Below are 22,860 nucleotides of genomic sequence, written 5' to 3'. Positions count from 1 at the left end.
TAATTTTTATTAAGTTTATAATTATTAATATTTACCATTTCAAGGAGGAATTATGGCTCAAAAAATGCGCGACAATCGCCAAAATGATGACATTGTAAAAACCAGTGTGTCTAACTACTTAAATGAGTTTGTGAACTTCGCAAAACAACCGCGTTTAAAAAAATATAATGAGCAAGCATTAATTGAGATATTCGAAGGCATTACCTGAATGTCACAAATTGATAGAAAACTTGCTAAAAAACAACAAGAATTTCGTAAACAACATGCTTTAAAAAATAACAAAAATGCTGTTGAATATGAATATGCAAAATGAAGCCAAGACTCGCGGGCACAAAAAATTGAAGAAACATCAACAAAATGACCTAGAGTAGTTGCAATTGGAGGTTTTGCAATTGCTCTAATTGTTGTTGTTCTATTAATTTTAACTGTAACAGTGTGAGCTCCAACTAAGTAGAGGTTATTTATGGAAAATGCATTTTTAATCATCATTTTAATTTTTGTTGTCCTAATTTTTCTCATTATGGTTATTTTGGCTTTTCATCAAATTTTGAAGTTTTTATCAAAATTCAAAAGCTTGAAACAGAAAGTAAGTAAAAGTTCGAAAATTAGATTAATCCACCAACTAAAAGAGAGTTTAGAATTTTTATCAAAACACAAAACGGGAGCTATTATTACTATTGAAATGAAAGAAAGACTTGATAACTTACGTACTGATGGAGTTATCATCGATGCTAATATTTCTTCTTCATTAATTATTAGTATTTTCAATAAACACACTCCTTTACACGATGGGGCAATCATTATTCGTGATAATAAAATTGTTTATGCTGCCACATACTACAAAATTACAAAAAAATCAATTGACAACAAATATGGAGCAAGACACCGTGCTGCTTTAGGAATTAGCGAAATCTCCGATTCCGTAACACTGGTTGTCAGTGAAGAAAACGGAAATATCACTCTTGCTAGAAATGGTTCGCTGAATTTAATTGCTATCGACCAGTTGCAAGAGTCTTTAGTAAACATTTTCAAAGATTACTAATTTAATAAGGAGGTAAAGATGAAAGACGTTTTAACCTTAAAGCAGCTAAAAAACGCCTTACAATTCAAAAACGTACACCTTATTCGTACTTTCGTTGATGAGACTCCTAATGCTACAATTGCTGACAAAATTGAAGAATTAACACCTTATGAAAGAATTTTCTTTTTCCGTATCATCAAACCAAAGGATAGCGGGGAAATTTTTTCATACCTTGAAAATGATATTCAAGAAGAAATAATTAAAGCATTTACTGACGAAGAACTCGAAGCTATTTTGGATGACTTATACTTAGACGACATTGTTGACTTGATTGAAGAAATGCCAGACAACATTGCACAAAAGATTTTGAGTCACGTTAAAAATAGTGATGATCGCAACAAAATTAATCGTCTTTTAAAATATGATGATGATTCGATTGGTTCAGTTATGAGTGTGGAATTCATTGCTTTACAGGATGATATTAGTTGCTCCAAAGCAATTGAAGAAATTCGGAAACTAAGAGAAGATTCTGAACTGGTTCACTACTATGTTGTTTTAGATCATGAACAACGTCTTCAAGGAGTAACCACTCTTGAAAATATTGTCTTTGTTGATTCAAGAAGAAATACAAAAATATTTGAAGTCACGGAAGCAATTGCAAGCGTTTCAGTTAATGACAAAAAAGAAAAAGCTGCTCGGATTTTCGCTGAGCAAGATATGTCAGTTCTTCCAGTTGTAAACGAAAAAAATCATGTTATTGGAATTATTACTTCCGACGACGTTATTGACGTTTTAGAAGAAGAAGCAACCGAAGATATTTATAAAATGGCCGGGATTAATGCTGAAGTCGAAATTTCATATAACGACAAAAACATTGTTCGCAAAATCTTTAAATCTCGGATTTTCTGACTAATAATTTTGATGGTTGGTTCAACATTTTCGCAATTAATCATTCAAGTATTCCAGGATAAGGTTGACAATAGTATATTGTTCCAAAGTGCAATTTCTTCAGCCATTATAGTTTCTATGGTTCCAGTTATTTCTGGAACAGCTGGTAATGCAGGTTCACAATCAGTAACAACCGTTATTCGAGCTATATCACTTGGTGAAGTGAAGAAAAAACCTTGACGCGTTGTTGGAATAGAAATGCGATCGGGACTATTGATTGCCACTGTCTTATTCATTGTCAATTTTGCACGTTTAACATTGTACTTTACTGCTACTCGCGATATCATGGGAAAAATTGGAGCAGATGGACATGTGGAAGTTACTACTGCCGGAGTATTGATAATGTGTTTAGTTTCAAGTTTAGCAATGTTTGTAGCAGTTATTTTTGCTAAATTTGTAGGTTCAGTTGTTCCTTTATTGGCCACAAAACTAAAAAAGGATCCGGCAGTTATGTCAAGCCCTATTCTTGCTACTGTTACTGATGCCACTTCGACATTGATATTCTTTAGTTTTACAATGCTAATGTTTTCACTGTTCAGTCCAGTTATCCACTAATGAAATTAAACCTATTTTAAAGTCACAAATGATGTGACTTTTTTTAGGTTTTTTATACAAATTACGAAACGCTAAAATAATAAAAAAGAGCAAGAATCAATCTTACTCTGAGTATATAATATTACTTTTTGCTTTTTTCGTTATCCTGAAAGACTTCTTTACCAACTGCCATGATTTTAGCTATTTCTGAAAGGTTAGGTGGAATGATTATTTTTGTTGCTGTTCCATTAGCCAATGTTTTAATTTCATCTAAAGCTTTGTACTGTAAAACTTCTTTACTGATTTTAGCTTCATTCAATAATTCTATTGATTGTTTCTTAGCTTGTGCTTCTAACAAAATTCTTTGTTTTTCAGCCTCAGCTTGTAAAATGATTTTTTCTTTAGCAGCTTCAGCATTTAGGATTACGCTTTCTCTATTCCCTTGAGCATTAAGAATCAGTGATTGTTTGATTCCTTCTGATTCTAAAATTCTTGCTCTCTTATCCCTTTCAGCTTGCATTTGGCGAATCATTGCTTGCTCTACTTCTTTTGGCGGAATGATGTTTTGAATTTCAACTCTATTTACTCTAATTCCCCACGCATCTGATGCTTCGTCTAATGTTTTTGTTAGTTTCGCATTAATTATTTCTCTCGATGTCAACGACTGGTCTAATTCTAGTTCTCCAATTAGATTTCTCAAGGTGGTTGCTACCAAGTTTTCGATTGCCTTGAAAGGATTTTCTGCCCCATATGAATATAGTTTGGCATCAAAAATCTTCAAGTAAACTACTGTGTCTACTTTAATTGTGGCATTATCTTTTGTAATAACACTTTGAGCAGGGAAGTCAAACACTTTTTCTTTAATATTTTCTTTTACTACTACCCGGTCAATGATTGGAAAAATGAAGTTAACTCCTTTTTCCAATGTTCTGTGATACTTACCTAATCTTTGTACAATTCAAAAATATGTTTCTGGCACTATTTTGATTGAAAGACATAATAAAACAATTACTAAAAGAGCTAAAAATCCGAATACTATTCCTAAAATTGCTGCTGTTGTCATATTAACTCCTATTTATAAACTCGAAAAGCAGACTGTTGACTGTTGTCATAACTTCAGTCATAACACTCTTCATTTAAAATATCTTCAACTAAATTCTTTAAACTTCCTGTTCCGTTGCCAGTAACGATTAATAATTCATCTTCATAAGAATTGTAGTCAAAACTTCTTAGACTATTAATCACTACCGCTGCTGCACGATTAATATCTAAACCATGTAAGTCTATTTTTCTAGTCATTTTGCTTTCTTAATTTCTGGCATTTTGGGCAGAAATATGTCCCCCTTCCATTAGTTTTCGTTTTTTGAATGATAGTTTGACAAATTGTACAAGGTTTATTTACTTTAGTATGAACTTTAAGAAAATGTTGATACTGACCTTCTTGCTTGTTGAGTGATTCATAAGAATCAATCGTTGAGCCACCAAGTTCTTCACTTTTGTGCATAATTTCTGAAGCTTTTTGCATCAAAAGCTTCAATTCTTGTTTGCTTACGAGTTTTGAAGGTGTTTGTGGGTGAATTTTGGCTGCAAATAAGCTTTCATCAGCATAAATATTACCTATTCCTGAAACCAGCTTTTGATTTAAAATCATTGTTTTAATAGCAGTTGAAGATTTGCTAGTTTTAGCATAAAGTGAATCAATATCCACTTTGTCAGGTGTCAGGGCCACTGAAGCTAGCGGTTGACTTGTCAAGTAATTGTTTTTATTGCGTAAATGAAAAGTACCAAACGCCCTAGAGTCCACATATTGTAATTGTGAATTATCGCTAAAATTAAAAACTACATGGGCATGTTTTTCGAATTCGTGTTTTTGGTCATAATAACGATATTTACCTTCCATACGCAAATGAGAAATCATGACTAAGTTGTTAGTAAAAAAGAACACAATGTGCTTTGCAACATTGCTAATATCAATGATTTTTTGATTTTTTAGTTCATTTTGAAACGCTTCACTATCAACATCTTTGATCATTTTTGTTTTGTTAACAATGACTGAATCGATAGTTTTATTCAAAACACATTCTTTGAGTTTTTTTACAACAACTCGAACTTCTGGTAATTCTGGCATATAACTTAATTTTATCAAATCAGTATAGTCCTAAGACTTATAATATTTATTATGACTAATAAATATGATGATGTTTTTGTTACCACAACTGACACGGTTTTAGGTCTAGGAGTAAGATTAAAAGATAATAATTTAGACTTGCTTTATGAATTGAAACAACGTGATTTTACTAAAAAAATAATAATTTTAGTTGCCGATATAGAGCAAGCAAAACAAATCGTGGAATGAAACCAAAAAGCTGAACAAGTGGCAGAAAAATATTGACCTGGTGCGGTGAGTTTAATTGTTAAAGGGCAAGGTTTTAGAATGCCGAATCAGCCAAAACTTTTGGAATTTTTACGCAAAAATGGTCCTTGTTATGTTACAAGTTGTAACATCAGCAATCAACAAGTAGCCAAAAATTTAGAAGAAGCAAAAAAAATCTTTCCTCAATTAACCAAATTTTACGATTTTGGTGAACTTTCAGGGCAACCAAGCAAGATAATAGACTTGGATAATGGTAAAATTATAAGGGAATAGATTGGAGAAAATATGGATAAAAAGACAGTAGCCATTGCTTCAGATCATGCTGGCTATGAGTTAAAAAGTGAACTTGTTAATTCATTAGGTAAACAAGGTTACAAAGTTATTGACTTAGGAACCAAAAGCGGTACAGAAAGTGTTAATTATGCCGATTATGGTTTCAAACTAGCTAAGTACATGAAAGACCATCCTGATGTTGAAGGAATAGGAATTTGTGGAACAGGACTAGGAATAAGTTACGCTCTAAATCGTTTCAGCTTCATTCGTGCGGCAAGAATTACAAGCAATGAAGATGCTAAACTTGCTAAACTACACAATAATGCCAATGTTATTGTTTTTGGCGGACGCCAAACAAGTCCAGAAGAAGCATTGGAAATGTTTAAAATTTGACACAATACAGATTTCGAAGGTGGCAGACACGAATTACGTTTACACACATTAGAAACTAAAGGTTCGCAAGATTAATTAATAAGTTCAACTTTTTGAGAGACACAACTTTTGAGTAGTTGTGTTTTTTTATTTGCTTTTTTATAGTTAATAAAAAACAAGAACCGCTGGTATTAACAGTTCTTGTTTGTATATTGTTGATTATTCATTAACGTCAGTTAATTGGTAAGAAGATTAGACATCAAATAGCTACTCCAGTAAGAGATAGTCCCGCAATTGCTGAAATTACTATGAAGGTTAGATTTCAGTATTTACGAGCAAATTCCTTGATTGAGGTAAATATTTTTTTGAAAACACTTTTGCTTTGCATAATTATCCTTTTTGACCGCTTCCTTGTCTTGAAATTGCTCTCATAATTCTTCCTCTAAATAAGAAGTAAACGACAAGCATAGGTAGAATAACAAGAACGTTGGCAGCCATCCGAATATTTCTGTAAATAATTGATTGTTCACTTGAGTCATCTTTACCAGTAGTAAATAATCACACGTTCATAACTGTGTAGCTTCCTTGTCCTTTTGCTCCCAAAATTAATTGTGGTCACATGAATGAGTTTCAAGAAGCAAGTGCAGTTAGAATAACAACAGTTCAAATAGTTGATTTAACCATTGGGACAGCAACACGAACAAAGAATTTTAGCTCGTTTGCCCCATCGATCATTGATGATTCACGTACTGAATCAGGAATTGCTTCGAAAGCATTTCTGAACATAAATCCAGAGAAAACACTAGCTGCAAAAGGAATTGTTAAAGCAACAAATGTTCCCTGGTTAGCATTTAGTCCCATCGTAACAATAACTTTGTACTGACCGGCCATTAAGGCTGTTTCAGGTAGAACTAGTAATGCTAAGAAAAATCCTCAAGAGAAATTTTTGAATCTTCATTTTCTTAAACTAAAGGCATATCCAAATGTCATAGCAAAGAAAATACGACAAGTAACACTGAAGGCAGTTATCGCCGCAGTGAATACAACAGCGCTTCAGTATCCTTCTTGGTATGCTTTAGCGAAGTTATCTCAATGAGCTTTGAATTGTGCTGATTCTCCATTACGTGGATATCAAATGATTATGTCTTTACGGTTAGCAGCATCTGATGAAATCAGTGATTGAGAAATCATGAAGTAGAAAGGGAATAAAATTAGTAGACCAAAAAATGTCAGAATTAAGAATTTAAAGATGAAGGCAAGAAGTTGTCCAACAACTTTATTGTTTTCAACTCCTTTAGTTAAATTCTCAACTTTAGAATTTAAAGACTTTTTTTGTAAATGGTGTCTTGCTATTAATTTTACGTGATACACGTTTTACTCCTAATGTTGTACTCAATCTAAATGATACGGCTACTAATTTACGTACTGAGAATGAAACAAATACTCCCAGAACAAACAAAATAAGTGATGCTGCTCCAGCTAAGTAGAAGTTTCCTTCTGCTACTGCTTTATAAACGAATAACATAATGGTTGCTCCACCATTATTAACAGCATCTGTTGGGCTGTTGTTGAATAAAGCAAGTGGAAAAACTTTAATTCCCCCAATTATTCCGATTGTAATTAAGAATGAAATAGTTTTACGAATAGAAGGTAATGTAACTGAGAAGAATTGTTTTAATTTGTAGGCTCCATCGATTGAAGCTGATTTGTATAATACTGGACTAACTGATAACATAGCAGTTGTCAAGATAAGAATTTGGAATGCTAAGCTTCCTCAAATTCCGTTGATTAGAATAGCAAAGAATGCTGTTCAAGAATTGGTAGACGCTGATGTTAATCAAGGAACCCTTTTACCAATAATGGCATTTAAAATTCCGGCATCTGATGCGAATAAGTATGAAAATGTAACAGCAACAGCAATTGAGCTGGTTACATATGGTAAGAAGAATAGTGTTTGTCAAAATCCTCTTGCTCATTTTTTAACCACGTGGGCGATTGCACTAGAAATTAAAATAGAGCAAGTTAGAGATAATGGCAAGGCCATCAAAGAATAAATAATTGAGTTTCTTAGTCCGATTTGGAATTGTTGACTTCTTAATAGAGTTTTAAGGTTATCAATACCAGGACTTACGTCTGAAACTAGAAAACCTGTTTGCACTTTGAAGGCGTCAGTAATTGTTATTATGAAAGGAATAATAATAAATAAAGTAATAAGTAATAATGAAGGCAAAATCAGAATAAGAGGTTTGTAAAATTTCTCTTTTCTGTTTAAAATGCTTAAACTGGTTAAATGTTTTTTAATGCGAAATTTCTTCAAGAAGAAAGATTTAAAAGAAAACATTATTTGTTTACTCTTTCACCAGTTTCTATGTCGAATAAGTGTAATTTATCAATGTTTTTTACACCTAATTTAATTGTGTCACCAACTTCATAACGATCTTTTGCAGTCAAGTAAACGTTAGCAATGGTGTCAATGTTTTGTAAGTAAACTTGTGATTGAATTTCTTTTCCTAGATACTCAACAACTTTAATATCAGCATCAATAAATCCATTTGCTGATTCGGTTAGTGATTCCGCTCTGAATCCTACACGAATTTTGTTTTTGTTGTAGTTATCTACTTTAACAAGTCTGTGATTGTTAACAACAACGTAATTATCAACAACGTCGGCATTAATAATAGTCATTTCAGGCATTCCAAGGAATTTAGCAACGAATTCGTTAGCTGGTTTTTCATATAGTTCCATTGGAGAACCCATTTGTTGTACTAAAGCAGTTGACATACATACAACTCTGTCACTAATTGACATAGCTTCTTCCTGGTCATGAGTAACAAAGACTGTTGTGATTCCACTTTCTTGTTGCAATTTTCTAATTCATTTACGTGTTGAGATACGTAATTTAGCATCCAAGTTTGATAGTGGTTCGTCCAATAGAAGAATTTTTGGTTTTTTAACAATTGCCCGAGCAATAGCTACCCGTTGTTGTTGCCCTCCACTTAATTGTGTAGGTCTTTTTCATAAGTTTTTAGTAATTTCAACTTTGTTAGCAACTTCCATAACATCACGGTTAATTGCTTCACTGATTGTTAAAACATCTTTTGACAGCTCAACAATTTGAGCTCTTACTTCAGGTCTTGATTGTTCAACTAAAGCATGAACTTTTTCGTTTAGTGAGTAAAGTTTTCTGTTATATTTTCAACCTTGACCTTGTTTTTCAAAAATTGGGTCGAAAATTGTATACAAGTCTTGTTTATATTTTTTGTTGATTTCGTTTCTTAATTTTTTAGCTTTTGCAACATTTTCTTTAATTTTTACATTGATAATGTGGTGGTTTGCAATTGCTTTATCTTTTTTGAAAATTCTTTTTGCTTGTCTGTATAGGATAGCATTTCTTACTTTTGTTGTTTTATACTCAAATTTATAAATTTGTGAGTAAGCATTAATGATGATTTTAGCAATTGATTTTTCGATGATATCTTGTGGATCAATTTTATTTTCACCAGCAAATGCGTTTTTAACAACGTCAGCACGTCATTTTTCAAAGTTTTCAACAGTTCGTTTGTAATCATTGATTCTACGTACTTGATCATCAAGAATTCTTAGTTTTGACACTGATTTCAATTGATCAAAAGTAGCTTTTTCAATCTTACATTCTAAGATTTTGTTTACTAATTTGTTATTTGGATGAATTAAAACAGGTTTTACTGAATCCATTTCAGCTTTAGTATTAACTGTTTTAGCTTCCATTAGTTCAGGAGCAATGTAGTGCAATTGTTTTCTTTCTTCTGAACGTAATTTTTTTTCAATTTGCTTGAATTGTGCAATTGAAGCAACTAATTTTTGTGCTTCTTTTTGAATTTTAGGTTGAATATCTACATATCTCGAATCGATTTTTAAGTTAAGTGCGTTTTTAGTTTCGCGTACATTTTGGTGTAGATCTTTTGATTTTTTCAAAACATCTTTTGTTAATTTATTTAATTCAGCAACTGATTTAGATTCTAAACGCCCTACTTCATTTGAAGAATGTTCATAAATATTGTTTTTTTCTGATTTTAGTCCTAAAATGTATTTTCTACTTTCTTTAGGGTTGTCGATTGTCATGTAGAAAGTTTTTCTTAGTTCTTTAATTTCGTCTTCAGAAACATTATTTTCTTTTAGAATCAATTCGTAAATTTTGTGTTGTGCGCTACGCGAATTTTCAATTGTTTCTTCTTTTCAGTGTTGATCATTACTTAATGGGAAGGCAATATTGTCATACACAGTCATGTGTGGATAAAGAGCGTAGTTTTGGAAAACTAACCCTAATTCACGTTGTTGTGGTGAATATTTAGTTACATCTATACCACGGAAGAAAATTTTTCCGCTTGTAGGTTTTAGTAATCCTGAAATAGCATTCAGAGTTGTTGACTTACCACTTCCTGATGGACCTAATAGAGTAACAAGTTCACCTTCGTGAATATCAAAAGTAACATTGTTTACAGCAACTGCATCACCGAAGTCAATAACTAAATTTTTAATTTCAATAGCTGGAATTTGTTTTTTTAGTTCATATCTTTCTTTGGCATATTGATAAACTTTTTCTTGTTCTTTTTCAATATTTAGTTCACTCATTTGCACTCCTTTCTTTGTTATTTATTATCTTTTGTTTCAGACTTCAGACTACCGTCGGAATTGACTAAAAATTGTTCAAATCCGCCTTCTCTTTCACTCAAGAATCTAGAAAGATTGTTATCTCTTTCAGTGGTTATTCAGCCACCTTGAGTAAATTCGGGTAGTAACATAAATTGAGTCGTTGGATCTCCGTGTGTCACGTATACTCTTGGAACAAAATCATAAGGTTTATTAGCACTGAACAATTTATAAAAACCTTGCTTGTGAATTATTCCGTAATTTGTAGCGGCCCAGAAGTAAGGCATGAATAGAGTTTGGAAAGAAAGAAAATCATCAGATACTTGTGAAATGAATTGTAGCAATTCAGATTCTCCCACCCTTGGAGTGGAAAAACCATTTTTCAGAACTTCAAATTCGTAACATTTAGTGAAATCTGATAACTCTGTTGGATTTGGCTTGTCTGAATATAATGATATTCCTACTAAACGATCGTATGACATACTACTTACAAGTATTTTTATTTTTCTTCCTGGAGTCAAAATTGATTCAGCAAATTTTGTATCTTGATCGCTAGCAAATTGCTCTTCAGTGTGTTTTGGATCACCATCAACATATGTTGTTGGTCCTGGTGCCTCAGGAGTGTCTAGTGCTCAAGAACGGATTCTTGCTTGCATTTCTTTGCCATCTTTTATGTATTTAACAGTATAAGTATCTCCATCACTTACTCTTACAACAGTTGCATCATATACAACAAATTTATCTCAATAAGTTTTGTAAGAAGTAGTTATTTCTCCTGTACTTGAATCAAAATTTTTCTCTTCTTTCTTTATCGATAGAATCTTTGAAAAATCAACATTGACTAAATTTTCAATAGCATCATAAACTGTTTGCGATGATTTTTTTCAGTTATCAACTTTAGATGCTTCTTCATTGTTGCCACGATTTGATCCGCCTCTGTTATCACTACCACCATTAACATTCACACAAGAAACAACTGGAAGGCAAGCAAAAGCAGTTAACGATGTAACTGCTAATGTGCTTAACAAAATTTTTTTGTTTTTTCGCATGAAATTATTCTAAGCTCAATGATTCTTTAATTGCTTTAACGTAGGCATTAAAATCAATTGCACTTCCATTTGCTGCTTTGTTTGCTAAACCTTTTCCTGCACCTGTTATCGCGCTTCTTAAACGTTGTGATTTAGGGGCAGCAACGTCCTCTACAATCTTGTTATCTTTTGAGTCATGTTCAATTGTGATTAATTCTTTTGAAATTATTTTAATAGCATCATTTGCATCAGAACTATCTACTTGGTCAATTGACATGCTTAATTTAGATTTTGTTGGAGCTAAGTAGTCAGCCAATTCAGCTAGTGATTCAACTGGAGCTTGATCTTTAGCTGAGGTTTTTGTTATATTTCTGTTTGTGAATGTTATTTCATCTGAATCATGGTTCACTGTTAACATTCATTTAACAAATTCTAATGTTGCTTTATCTTCAGTGTCGTTTGAATGTACTCCAATAATTGAAGGACCTTGCAATAATGTGAAGGTTTTTTGTGAAGAAGCTTTTGCTTTAGATGGGGCACCTAATCACATCATATCTTCTTTTTGTGCTGAGTTTGCTGAACCTGATTTTTGTTCAAATAAATCACTTGGAACTCAATATACTTCAAAATCTTTTCCATTTTTATCAACAACAGTTCCATTTAAGAATTTAGCACCATATAGTATTCCTTCTCTTCCATTTCTTGAGAATTTGATTTTTCCATTGCTTTCAACAGAAAGCACTTTTTGTTCTGGATCTGTACTGCTGAATATCAAGTAACCATTAGTTAAGCCAGCAACAGCAGCTTTTAATTTAGTTGCATCGTCCGCTGTCTTAGGCGAATAGTCGTATCCATTTTTTGACACATCTTCTGCTACTGTAGGTAAAATTTTATTTTTATATTTACCAAAGTTAACTATACTTTTTGATTGATCTGCTGAGGCAGAAAGTGTATTTACAAGCCCTTCAGCTGAAGAACCTTGTAGCAATGAACCTGCTTTAGATCCAAATACAAGAAGTTTTGAAGATCCTTGAGTGAATGTTTTACTTCAACCTGCTGTTGAACCTAGAGAAATAGCAAGGTTATGGATAACTAGTTCATTTGAACCATATGCTCCTTCTCCACCAATTCATAAACCTTTATATTGGAAAGCATCTTTCATTAAATCATATGCAGCTTTTAAACGTTTACCTTGTGGAGTGTTTTGATCCAGAAGATTCTTATAGTTGAATCCTCCATCTCTTACTTGTGAAGCATCTTTGTTGATTAATGAATCTTCATTTTGTCCTGCTAGTGATGCTGCAATTGTATAAACAGCATTAGGGTATGAGTCCATTCCCAAAACATAGTTTTTATTATTTGGGAAAACCCTTTTAGCGAAAGCAGTGAATTTTAATAAGTCTTCGTAATCTGTGAAGATATTATCATTCATTGTGTAATTTGCTAATGCTGCTTGTAATGAAGATTTTTGTGAATCATTGTATTTTCCACTATTTCAAGCTGCTTTTACTGCTGGTTTATCAGATTTTTCATCATCTGAAAGACCTTCTCAGTATGTTTTCAATTCATTTACAACTTTTGAGTTTTGAGTATCGATTTTTGCTCCGGCAGCAACTAATTCTGAAATTAGCATACCTGTTACTGGTTTGTTGATTGATAGCATTTCACCAGATTTTGAAGCAGGAATTGTAAGGATACTATTGTTTTTATTTCCTGCTATTAATTTATTTACTTCCAAGAAAGAACTTGAGTATAAATTGTTGATTTCTGTTTTAAGAGAATCGAAATTTAACCCCATTTGGTATTGTTGCAATACTGAAGCAACAGTAGGGTATTGAATAATCAAGTTGTAGAAGTCATTTTTAGCTTTTACTTTTAGTTTGCTAATGTATGAACTATCTGAATATCCTGAAGGTGCAATAACAATTACAACTGGTAAAATATTTTTACCTTTGTAATCTTCTTTCAATACTGCTTTTTTCACCTTACTGTTGTTTTCAATTTCTAATTCAGAAAAGTGTGATTTATTGTAAAAATCTACAAGCGCTTGTAAAGCAAGTCCTTGGTAGTTAGTTGCAGATCAAGGCGAGTAAATTCTTAGCAATCCATCATTATCTTGTTCAAATGAAGCAGGACCCCTTTCGTCTTTTGTTGTATTATTACTACAAGAAACTAATCCTGCTACCCCTGCTATTGGAACTGCAATAGCAGCTAAAGCTGTTAAAAATTTAGCTTTTTTTGTCATTTTCTTTCTCCTAAATTGTTCTTTATAAGAAAAAACAAGAAAACATATCAAGCGGGTACTTAAACCCGCACTTTTCTCAGCTTTCTTGTTACTTCATTTTGTGTTTTCATACTTAATCTTTTACACTCTAATTATATAAAAAAAAAGCATAGTTGTCAAAAGTTTTACCTTCAATTGACAATATGCTTCTTACTATTTATATTGGTGTGTTTTTTCGTATTCAATGGCACGATTGAAAAAGGCATTTTCAATCTTCAAACTTCAAGTTTGTTTTTGTTTATCAATGTGTGGTAAACGTTTATATAGTCAGTGCACTGAAAAGATGGTAATGATAATACCAACAACCAGGGCGTTAACAACAAAACCAACACTAACCATGTATGAACAAGTTTCTTTGCTGTGTCCTGAATTGTATAAACCGAAACCTATTCCAACAAAAGTACCCATAACAAATCAGAAAGTGATAAATGATTCTAAAGCAACAACTAAAATCGCCATTTTAATGTTATTAGTTGCTCTAAATAACAATATTCCCCCAACCGCGAATGAGTAGAAAACCATTCTTACCATGTTTATTCTTAAGAATGTTGAAACTTCTTCCAGGCGTTCATTTGGTACATTTAAAATTTTGATGAAATATGGTGCTAAGATTGCCACTATTGAATAAACAAAAACGGCATAAATGACTGCAATCATTAGAGCATATCAGTACGTTTGTCTTACTCTTTGCACATTGCGTTTTGTGTAGTTGTAACTTAATAATGAACTAGATCCATCTGCTATTCCAAATAGAGCTAGGAAAAATAGTGTAATTGAAGGGGCTGCCTTGGCTCAGTTATAAACGTTGACAAATCCATCACTATATGGTAAGTAATTGAATAGTAAAGTGATCATTAAGTTGGTAACTGCTACTCCAAAAGTACGTACAAAAGCACTTAATCCCAATAAAGATATTGGTGCTATCAAACGGTAACGAAATCTAAATTTAAATAAGTGTTTTAGATCAATTCAAGTGTCATTTTTCTTGTCACTAACAATGACATAAGCAAAGTAGGCTAGCACATTAACAATTCAACCTACGATTGTTGCTGCTGCTCCACCCAAAATTCCTCACTTTAGAACAATAATAAAAATTGCATCAAAAATTAATCCTACAATGTTGGCAATGATAGCTCATATCATTACATAAGAGTTTTTACCTTCTGCCCGAATTAAGTAAGAAAGTAATAAGTAAAATCCTTGCAATAAAGTTCCAGCGGCATAAACATAAATGTATTGTTGTGCTCATTTAACTGCTATTTTGTGACCGGCATCAAAATATTGACTTAATATAGCACCGGCATTAGGATTCGACAATTTTTCATTTAGTTCACTAAACTTAGTTACATCAAGGTGAGTGTGGCTTGCTACTTTATCTACAAGTCCTGCTCAAATGGCAATGAAAACAACTAACATTGCAAAAATAGCTAATCCTGAAGTTGTTCAAAAAGCAGTTGCTCATAAGTCTTTAGCAGTCATTTTAACACCTTTTGAGATGCATTTTGTGTAATAAACACTAGTTCCCATAGGTACTAAAATAACAACCGCGTTGCAGAAAACGACGAAGAAAATAGTTGCGTTAACACTCAAAGAAGCAATAACATCACTAGTTAAGTTACTAATATTTGCTCCACTTATTTGTTTATATGTGTTGAAAATGGTATTAAATTGCTCTCTTGTGACATGATTGGCTGCAAAAGAAGGATCTAAATAATTGTAAATTAGGCCCGAAGTATTGGCAATATCGCCATCTAGCATCGCTAATGTTTTTGGCACAAAATTTAAAATAAAAACTTGATTAAAAAATGAATATAAACCCATCATCAACATGGTCAAAAGACCTGGTATTGCTACCATTCATATTGCTTTTTTAATAGGAGTCTTTTCAAAAAGCTCAACAGCTCTTTCTTGGCCTTGTTGCGAGTTATTTTTTCGCTTGTTTCAATGTTTCATAATCAAAAATTGTATTCCTATTTTTCAAATGTTGACATGAATTTTTACAGATTTTTTTTGTTGCTTTGTTATAATGTTTAGCGTTACATAAGGAGTACGGAGCGTAGCTGCTATGAAGTCACCAACCTGCTAATAAGTAAGGTGGTAAGCGAGGGGTTAATAACCTAACATGTTGCTTTATTTCATATAAGATAATTAGAATCCTCCTACTCCTTTCATTTGAAAGGGGTTTTATTTATGAAAAAGTATTTTACTTCAGAAAGTGTTGGAGCAGGACATCCAGACAAAATTTGCGACCAAATTTCTGATGCTGTGTTAGACGCAATTTTAGCAAAAGATAAAAACGCAAGAGTTGCATGTGAAACATTTGCGACAAATCGTTTAATTGTTATTGGTGGAGAAATCACTACAACTGCCTATGTGGACTTGGTTTCTATTGCTTGAAAAGTAGTAAAAAAATTAGGATACAAAGAAAATGACTTTACTATTATTAGTGCTATCAATTCACAAAGTCCAGATATTGCAATGGGAGTCGACAGAAAAGATAGTGAATTAATTGGAGCAGGAGATCAAGGAATTATCTTTGGGTATGCTTGCAATGAAACTAAGGACTTTATGCCATTAAGCATTACTTTAGCACATGAGTTAGTCAAAAAAGCTGAAGAACTAAGACTCAAAAAGCAGCTACCACATGCTAAAAGTGATATGAAAAGTCAAGTTACAGTTGTTTATGAAGATAACAAAATTAAAATTGACAAAATTCTTATGTCAATTCAGCACTTGGAAAGCACAGACTTAAATCGTTTTAAACAAACTATTAAAACAAAAGTAGTTGATCCTGTTGTAAAAAAATATAATTTAAATTCCGATTTTGAATTTCTATTCAATCCAACAGGACGTTTTGTTGTTGGAGGACCAATCGGTGACACAGGTTTAACCGGAAGAAAAATTATTGTTGATACATATGGTGGGCATGCACACCATGGTGGTGGGGCATTCAGTGGTAAAGACTACACAAAAATCGATCGTTCAGCTGCTTACATGGCGCGTTATGTAGCAAAAAACATTGTTGCCGCTGGCTTAGCAAGCGAATTTGAAGTACAACTTTCATTTGCTATCGGTTTACCCTATCCACAGTCAATTTTTGTTAACTCATTTGGAACATCAAAATTAAGCGATCAAGAGTTTATAGATATAATTAATGCCAATTTTGACTTATCAACAAACGGAATTTTTAAAACCTTGGATTTAAAAAATGTTAAGTATCAGCCAACTGCAACATTTGGTCATTTTGGGCGTGACGACATTGAATTCAATTGAGAAAAATTGGATAAAGTAGATACCTTAAAACAATACTTAAAATAAAAACAAAAAATCACTCCTACAACTTTATGGGAGTGATTTTAATTTCCTTAAGTTTTGTTACTAAAGGAAAGTATTTTCCTTAATATAAATTCATAAATCTTCAATTATTTTCAAAACTGCATAACGGTTGGCATTATCAATATAGTTTTCAATATTACCAGTGGTTAAATACACAGTTTGTAAATAGTCAGGATGTTTAGAGTTTTTTGCATGTCGATTACACAAGAAACCACCTTCATGGGGTATGAAATCAACAATGTTGTTTTTCGTTTTGCATATCACACAACCATCAGTTTTGACTTTTAAACCAGTACAAGTTAAAAAATCGAAAATCAAAATCAGTAAGTAAAGATTATCATCGCCTTTACCAAATTTATTGACTAAAAAGAAAAAATCACTAACAAATTCATAAGGATTTGAGTCAATGTTTTGTGCCATTAATAATAATTTATTGGTTACATTAATGTTGGTATTAATGTCAAATTGGGCAATCAAATCAGCACGTTTGAGTTTACTCATTTTACCTTCAAGACGGGCTTGAAAAATTTCACATTCGACAACATTTAAAAGCTGTAATCTTGACCTGTTTTTAGATTGTATTTTTCTTGTTCCTTTAGCCAAAAATGTAATTGGTTTATTCATTGTCAAGATTGTAACAATTTCATCATATTCATCATAGTCAATTTTGTTGATAACTATTCCCTGGTGTATTGTTTCCATATCAAGATTATAACATTTAGCCTAAACATTACATAGTCGATGTTATACTGCCAAAAATGAAAGATTCGAGTAAAAGAAAGCAAAATAAAAGCCAGAAATTGTACTTCTGGCTATAAAAATTAAATAAGATTTTCGCTTTTTAGGTAGTCAATGATTTTTGTGTCGGTTTTACTTTTATCAATAGAAATTCCTAAATCTGAAAGATATTTAGTTGCAGTTTTATAAATGTCTTCATCTAAGAAAAGAATATTGTAAGCAATTTGTTTTTGTTTTGTTTCATCTTTTCAAGGAGTAACATCTAAACTTCATTTATAAACAACCTTGTTATCAACAATTGAAGAAGTTAAAACTGGTACTAATTTAATTAAATATTTAGCCTCAATTGTTTTTGAAGTAGGATTGTAGAAATTGATTGCTGTTGGTAAAGCGTTTTGGTTAAATTCTTTTGATTGGGTTTGTGAATCTTTTGTTAATTCAGTATCAAAATCGTATGTTAAACGAGTTTTTAAAGCAGGTATTGACACACTGATGTTTAGTTTGTAAACATTATCGCTTCTTTTTTCAACTGAAGCAACCTTAAATGTTACTGTGTAGTCTTTTGAATCATAGCTAAATGTCTTAGATCAGTCTACTGAATTTGAATTTGTATAACCTTCAGCTTCAATATCGGTTGGGTTAACGCTAGCTGTTGTGTTAGCAGTAGATCTAATTTTGAAAACAGGAGTGTTTTTTACTGCTTTTAATAAAATGTTACTGAATAAAAAGTCATCTTGGGAATAAACTACATTGCTTGTTGGGTTAACAAAACCACTGATTACTTGATCTTTTTTTAGTTCTCATAGTGAGAAGTTCAAGTCTCCGGAAGCTGTTGAAGAATATTTTGAAACACCTTTGTAACCTAATAACTGACTAAAATCGATGTTATCGTTTGAACCGACCAGAAGTGGATTGTTAGCGGCTGTTTTTAAAGTTAAATCATTTGGATTTGCTAAAGCATTAAAACTTGCCAAATCATTTACGTAAGCATTATTACGATATAAACTTAAATCACTGTTACGGCTATATTCTCAAGTTTCAATTAATTTGTTTTCTACTAAATATTTCATTAAGTATAAATTTTTAGCACTTTGATCGTAACCATTAAACGAATTTTTTTCATCAGTTGTCATTTTGCTTGTGTCAGTTAATGACAATACTTTGTCTTTAGAATTAGCAACGCTTAGTGATAACAAAGTATCATTTTTTATTAAATAGTTGTAGGCTACCATTTTTTGCAAAATGTTTAGTTTAATGTTGTCATCTAATTTGTCTGAATTATCATAAATAAATTTCATTTCAGCATCAGTTGGTACTTGTCAACCTTGTGGATTAAAAGAAGAAGTGTCAACTGATTTTTTGTTAAATTCTTGTACTAAATTCACGAAAAACATTGGGTTAGACTCAATTTGTTTGAATGCATAAATGTCAAAAAGGGTTTTGTAGTCTTTATAAAAACTTGAGCTAGTGTCCTCTAAGCCTTTTGAAACATCTGAACCATATAAAACTTGTAATTGTGTACTAGCTAAAGTTGTTAAAACTTTATTCTTTGTTGCTGTTGATGTTAGAATTGTGCCAGCACTTGGATCTGAAGTTTCAGTATTTTTACATGCAACTAAAGGAGCAGAAACTAACGATGTTGTGGCTAAAAGTGCCGCTGAACTAAATAATATTTTTTTTGTTTTAGTCATAACTAGTTTCCTCCTTGTAGATTTTTTTGAATAACAGAGAAAATAAATTGGTTATATTCTTTGTCTGTGTGGTCTTTAACTACTCACTTGTTATTTACTTTTTCATAATCAGCATTTAAGTTTTTAGTAATTAAATTATTTACATACTCTTTAATTTCACTGTTTTTGGCCACTAACAGCGAAATTAGACTTGCATATTGTTGTGAAGTAACATATTGTTTTGCTTTGGCAATAGTATCGTCATCAAAGTTTGCTTTTTCGCTACTTGTTTGTTTTTCATATTGTTGAGTTTTTAAATAAGTTACAAAATCAGGATTTGCAAGCATATTCAAGACTTCGTAGTTTTCATTAAATAATGAATTAAAAATGTTAGTCATGTTAAACAATGGTTTTAAGGCATTGTTGTCGTTTTTATTTGCACTTCTTTGTAAATCAGAAAGAATCAAAGCCAAAGCATTGCTTTTATCAGTTACTGTTTTGGTGTTTATAAATACTAAACCGCTTGAAGTAAAGAAAGCGAATTTATTTTCATCAATTTGGTAAACTGATGACACTTGATTTAGTTCATTTACTTGCAATGCTTGTTTAATAATTTCATCAATTAAACTTTCGTAATTCGAAAGTGAATCTAAATAATCACCGATGCGTTTGTTGTATTCTGCAGCTTTTTGCGCATTTTCGTTGCTTCATTCCATTGCATCTGCATTTAAAATAGTTTGTAATTCTTGTGAGTTAGCAAATAGTTTTTCAACAATTAATTTTTTGAAATTAGTAAAGAAATTATCTAGTTTGTGGGGAGTAAAAATGGCATTATTTTGAACTATTGATGTGTATGGTACATAGAATTCAGCATTTTCTTTCGAATAAATTTCATTTAGTGATCTAAATCCTTGTGAACCATATGTTGAAGCATTGTTTTGTCCCAGATTTTCTAATAAGGTAGTGTCATTTTTAGCTTGCAATGCTTCTTCATCAGTCAAGTTTTGACCACTAGCAATGTTTGTAATTCCTGCAAAAGAATCTAAACGATTGATTGCTAAATCAATTACATTTTTGTCACTATTTGCATAACTGCCGAATGAAAGTAGTTTTTTCAAATCATTTTTTGCAAAAGCGAATAATTGATCTGATGATTTTTGGTTTTGGGTAATGTTTAAAGTAAATTGTGAATAAATTACTGGTTTTGTTTTTAGTCAATCTTCAATGTATTTAGTTGCATTACGAGCGCTTGCAACAAATGATTTGGTTACAAAAATGTATGCTTTTGCTTTAGTTTCATCTAAAACATTTAGATTATTTGTAGGTAAGACTGTATTAACATAATCACCACTTAACGCGAAGTAGTCTTTTAAGTCGATTATTTCACCTTTTTTGGCTAAAGTAACAGTTTGCTCTTTATTTGCAGCTTCATCTCAGTAATGATAAGTTACATCAGCATTAGCTTTAACACCATTTTTAATTTCGTCAATTGTAAAGTCAGTATTAATTTCAGTTGAAAATCTTCTTAAAGCATCAGTTTTTATTTCTTTTGAAACTAAATAATCAACAGCTTCTTGCTCTGTTTCGCTTTTTCCATAATTTTCTTTTGCTAATTCTTCTTTAAATTTGGATTCTCATTTTCCATAACCGAATTGTTTTTGGAAACGTTCTTTTAATGTTTCAATTTCTTTTTGCTTAGCTTCACGAATTGTTTTTAGTGATTTTAATGAAAGGCTTTTCTTTTCACTTAAAGTTTTGTCAGCATTATAAATTGCATTGTATTTGGCACTTGCTTCGTATTCTTGTTGATATAAATATTTATAAATTTGAGCGCTTGTAGCATTAAAGATTGTGCTATTTTCACTAGCACTTTCATTAATAGCTTTTAAGTCTTTGTATTTTAGTTCAACTGTTTTATCACTATTTGGGACTTTAACAGTGTAAACCACATCATCATCGTTGTAGTTTGTTTTTTCTTTTTTGTATTTTGCGCCTGCCACTGACAATGGAATAGCAAATCCAGCTACTAAAACTCCAACGATTGCTAAACCCAATACAACTTTAGGTCATTTCTTTTTAACAACCATTTCTTCATTGTGGTTTGCTTCTTGAAGTTTTTCTTTTTTACGTTGTTCTGCTTTGGTGGTGTTGAAACGAGCAATTTTTTTAGCTCAACTATTGTTTTTTGCCATTTATACTCCTTTTAGGTTTTTTATATTTTAAATATAAAATCATTAAGAATTATACCAACAAATGCAATTTGCAATGGTATTTTGACAAAAAGGCAAAAATTACCATGGCAAAAGACTAGTTGAAAATTTAATGAATAGTATAATTATGAGAATATGTATAACAAATTAGAATTATTGAAATATTTTATTGAGTTGTGTCAAAAATACAATCTTTGATACAGTTTGGATGGTTTAAGTTTGGTTTCAGCAACAACCAATAAAGACCTAACTACATCACTAGATTTTTTTGAAGTAATGATGAAACAAGATTCATATGACAAATTAAAAATGATTGCTCCTGACAATGTTTTGGATAATACAAATTATTCTGAGTATTATGATTTTCAAAACAAATTTGTTGTTTCAAAAGAAAGTCTTTACAAAACCAATTTCTTCATAAAAATTAACATTATTGTACCTACAACAGTCAAAAAGGCAAAGAAATTTCTATCTTTTTACAACTTGCTAAGAAAAAGTTATCAAAAACACGCCAATTTTCAGGATGTCGCCATAGCAAGCATTTGAATCAAAAAGTGACTGCTTTTTGGAGCGTACAAAGGTAAAATGTTAAACCCATTAACATACTGAATGTTTGGTAAAAAAATCACATATCGTGAGGCAATAAATAAACTTTCAGAAAGTAAATATGATGGTTTTTTAGTTATTGACGATTTCAAAACGAGATACAAACGAACTTGAATTACTAACCTTACAAACAAACTAATTTCAGTTCATTGAAATGGTTTGGATGTTAACGTTCTTTCAGAATACAAAGAATATCTTGAAAACCGTTATGGAAAGAATCTAAAAAGACTGCCGAGAAAACCACAACCATATGGATATAAAAACATTTTTGACTTATACAAGATTAAAAATACTGAAACGAATACTAATCTAAAAAGCGAGGAAAGTGCTGAATAATAAAGCATTTTTCGCTTTTTTGTTACTTTTAACAAACAAAAAGTTGTAGCATTTTCCGAAAAATAAGCTACAATTGTATTTATGTTTAAAAAATCATATAACGACGCTAAAAAAGTTGTTCTAAAAGGTAACATGTTCATGTTGGCTATTGGAATGGTACTTGGTACAGTATTTGGTGCTGTAGTAACATCTCTAGCTACAGATATTATCATGGGAGCAATTAACTATAGTGTACTATCTAAACTTCCAAAAGATATGTCATTAGAAAACCTATATGGAATGAACATCCAAAAATTCATTGGTGCTTTAATTGCATTTATCGTTGTAACATTCATTATATTCTTTGCTCTTCTATTAGTATTTTTAATTAAAAACTGAAGAGACTCTAAGAAACCTGCTCCAGCACCAGTTACACCTGTTCCTACAACAGAAGAACTAATTTTAGCTGAACTTAAAAAAATGAACGCAAACAAAAAATAAAATATAGGAGAAATTAGAAAC

Annotated in this window: 21 protein-coding genes and 1 pseudogene; 8 read left to right on the top strand and 14 right to left on the bottom strand. The window is 31.6% G+C overall.

Going from position 1 to position 22,860, the window contains the following annotated elements:
• Positions 1–52: 52 nt before the first annotated feature.
• From ACSH40_RS00525 to mgtE, 3 genes are read left to right on the top strand one after another with little or no spacing between them, the layout of a single operon-like run.
• On the top strand, positions 53–454 hold the full coding sequence (locus ACSH40_RS00525) for a hypothetical protein (protein ID WP_438341618.1): 402 nt from the start codon (positions 53–55) through the stop codon (positions 452–454).
• Positions 455–463: 9 nt separating this feature from the next.
• Complete coding sequence (locus ACSH40_RS00520; RefSeq protein WP_438341617.1) at positions 464–1,042, top strand: diadenylate cyclase; 579 nt, start codon at positions 464–466, stop codon at positions 1,040–1,042.
• Positions 1,043–1,060: 18 nt separating this feature from the next.
• Positions 1,061–2,524 carry a magnesium transporter gene (mgtE, locus tag ACSH40_RS00515; RefSeq protein WP_438341616.1) on the top strand — a complete coding sequence of 488 codons (1,464 nt, stop codon included), beginning with the start codon at positions 1,061–1,063 and terminating at the stop codon, positions 2,522–2,524.
• 121 nt (positions 2,525–2,645) lie between these two features.
• On the opposite strand, the gene ACSH40_RS00510 is transcribed toward mgtE, so the two are convergent.
• From ACSH40_RS00510 to mutM, 3 genes are read right to left on the bottom strand one after another with little or no spacing between them, the layout of a single operon-like run.
• Complete coding sequence (locus tag ACSH40_RS00510; RefSeq protein ID WP_438341615.1) at positions 2,646–3,566, bottom strand: SPFH domain-containing protein; 921 nt, start codon at positions 3,564–3,566, stop codon at positions 2,646–2,648.
• A gap of 8 nt (positions 3,567–3,574) precedes the next feature.
• Positions 3,575–3,802, bottom strand: a complete 228-nt coding sequence (locus ACSH40_RS00505) for a Smr/MutS family protein (protein ID WP_438341614.1) — start codon at positions 3,800–3,802, stop codon at positions 3,575–3,577.
• On the bottom strand, positions 3,795–4,631 hold the full coding sequence (gene mutM / locus ACSH40_RS00500; protein ID WP_438341613.1) for a DNA-formamidopyrimidine glycosylase: 837 nt from the start codon (positions 4,629–4,631) through the stop codon (positions 3,795–3,797). Before mutM ends, ACSH40_RS00505 begins: the two co-directional genes overlap by 8 nt.
• 51 nt (positions 4,632–4,682) lie before the next feature.
• Here mutM and ACSH40_RS00495 point away from each other — a divergent pair, with 51 nt between their 5' ends.
• Both ACSH40_RS00495 and ACSH40_RS00490 read left to right on the top strand, forming a co-directional pair.
• Positions 4,683–5,150 (top strand): L-threonylcarbamoyladenylate synthase, encoded by a 468-nt coding sequence (locus ACSH40_RS00495; RefSeq protein WP_438341612.1) that lies wholly within the window; start codon positions 4,683–4,685, stop codon positions 5,148–5,150.
• 12 nt (positions 5,151–5,162) lie between these two features.
• Positions 5,163–5,618, top strand: a complete 456-nt coding sequence (locus ACSH40_RS00490) for an RpiB/LacA/LacB family sugar-phosphate isomerase (protein ID WP_438341611.1) — start codon at positions 5,163–5,165, stop codon at positions 5,616–5,618.
• A 130-nt stretch (positions 5,619–5,748) separates the two neighbouring features.
• Here the strand turns inward: ACSH40_RS00490 and ACSH40_RS00485 are convergent, their stop codons facing one another.
• The 8 genes and pseudogenes from ACSH40_RS00485 to ACSH40_RS00450 form a co-directional block, all read right to left on the bottom strand.
• Positions 5,749–5,910: a hypothetical protein gene (locus tag ACSH40_RS00485; RefSeq protein WP_438341610.1), complete on the bottom strand. Its 162-nt coding sequence runs from the start codon at positions 5,908–5,910 to the stop codon at positions 5,749–5,751.
• A 2-nt stretch (positions 5,911–5,912) separates the two neighbouring features.
• Positions 5,913–6,893 (bottom strand): carbohydrate ABC transporter permease, encoded by a 981-nt coding sequence (locus ACSH40_RS00480; protein ID WP_438341609.1) that lies wholly within the window; start codon positions 6,891–6,893, stop codon positions 5,913–5,915.
• Positions 6,835–7,863 (bottom strand): carbohydrate ABC transporter permease, encoded by a 1,029-nt coding sequence (locus ACSH40_RS00475; protein WP_438341608.1) that lies wholly within the window; start codon positions 7,861–7,863, stop codon positions 6,835–6,837. Before ACSH40_RS00475 ends, ACSH40_RS00480 begins: the two co-directional genes overlap by 59 nt.
• Positions 7,863–8,579, bottom strand: coding sequence for an ABC transporter ATP-binding protein (locus tag ACSH40_RS00470; RefSeq protein WP_438341804.1), 717 nt, complete (start codon positions 8,577–8,579; stop codon positions 7,863–7,865). The genes ACSH40_RS00475 and ACSH40_RS00470 overlap by 1 nt, the downstream gene beginning before the upstream one ends.
• Before the next feature lie 1,155 nt (positions 8,580–9,734).
• A pseudogene (locus tag ACSH40_RS00465) lies at positions 9,735–10,133 on the bottom strand (ATP-binding cassette domain-containing protein); the annotation flags it as partial.
• A 17-nt stretch (positions 10,134–10,150) separates the two neighbouring features.
• On the bottom strand, positions 10,151–11,200 hold the full coding sequence (locus ACSH40_RS00460; RefSeq protein ID WP_438341607.1) for a hypothetical protein: 1,050 nt from the start codon (positions 11,198–11,200) through the stop codon (positions 10,151–10,153).
• Between the two features lie 4 nt (positions 11,201–11,204).
• A complete protein-coding gene (locus ACSH40_RS00455) occupies positions 11,205–13,424 on the bottom strand; it encodes a P68 family surface lipoprotein (protein ID WP_438341606.1) in 2,220 nt (739 codons plus the stop codon).
• Between the two features lie 192 nt (positions 13,425–13,616).
• Positions 13,617–15,416, bottom strand: coding sequence for an MATE family efflux transporter (locus ACSH40_RS00450; protein ID WP_438341605.1), 1,800 nt, complete (start codon positions 15,414–15,416; stop codon positions 13,617–13,619).
• 237 nt (positions 15,417–15,653) lie between these two features.
• Between ACSH40_RS00450 and metK the strand changes: the two genes are divergently transcribed.
• A complete protein-coding gene (gene metK, locus ACSH40_RS00445) occupies positions 15,654–16,781 on the top strand; it encodes a methionine adenosyltransferase (RefSeq protein WP_438341604.1) in 1,128 nt (375 codons plus the stop codon).
• 60 nt (positions 16,782–16,841) lie between these two features.
• On the opposite strand, the gene recO is transcribed toward metK, so the two are convergent.
• The 3 genes from recO to ACSH40_RS00430 form a co-directional block, all read right to left on the bottom strand.
• Entirely contained in the window at positions 16,842–17,501 is a 660-nt protein-coding gene (gene recO, locus ACSH40_RS00440) for a DNA repair protein RecO (RefSeq protein ID WP_438341603.1), read from the bottom strand.
• Positions 17,502–17,620: 119 nt separating this feature from the next.
• Entirely contained in the window at positions 17,621–19,228 is a 1,608-nt protein-coding gene (locus ACSH40_RS00435) for a HinT-interacting membrane complex lipoprotein P60 (protein WP_438341602.1), read from the bottom strand.
• A 2-nt stretch (positions 19,229–19,230) separates the two neighbouring features.
• A complete protein-coding gene (locus ACSH40_RS00430; RefSeq protein WP_438341601.1) occupies positions 19,231–21,399 on the bottom strand; it encodes a HinT-interacting membrane complex protein P80 in 2,169 nt (722 codons plus the stop codon).
• Positions 21,400–21,552: 153 nt separating this feature from the next.
• Here ACSH40_RS00430 and ACSH40_RS00425 point away from each other — a divergent pair, with 153 nt between their 5' ends.
• Positions 21,553–22,359, top strand: coding sequence for a hypothetical protein (locus tag ACSH40_RS00425; protein WP_438341600.1), 807 nt, complete (start codon positions 21,553–21,555; stop codon positions 22,357–22,359).
• A gap of 81 nt (positions 22,360–22,440) precedes the next feature.
• Positions 22,441–22,839 (top strand): MscL family protein, encoded by a 399-nt coding sequence (locus ACSH40_RS00420; protein ID WP_438341599.1) that lies wholly within the window; start codon positions 22,441–22,443, stop codon positions 22,837–22,839.
• The last annotated feature ends 21 nt before the right edge of the window (positions 22,840–22,860 follow it).

The organism is Mycoplasma sp. 3341, from assembly GCF_051549855.1.
Classification (GTDB): domain Bacteria; phylum Bacillota_I; class Bacilli_A; order Mycoplasmatales; family Metamycoplasmataceae; genus Metamycoplasma.
The sequence above is the reverse complement of the archived record's forward strand: the minus strand, read 5'-3'. Positions and strand labels throughout refer to the sequence as shown.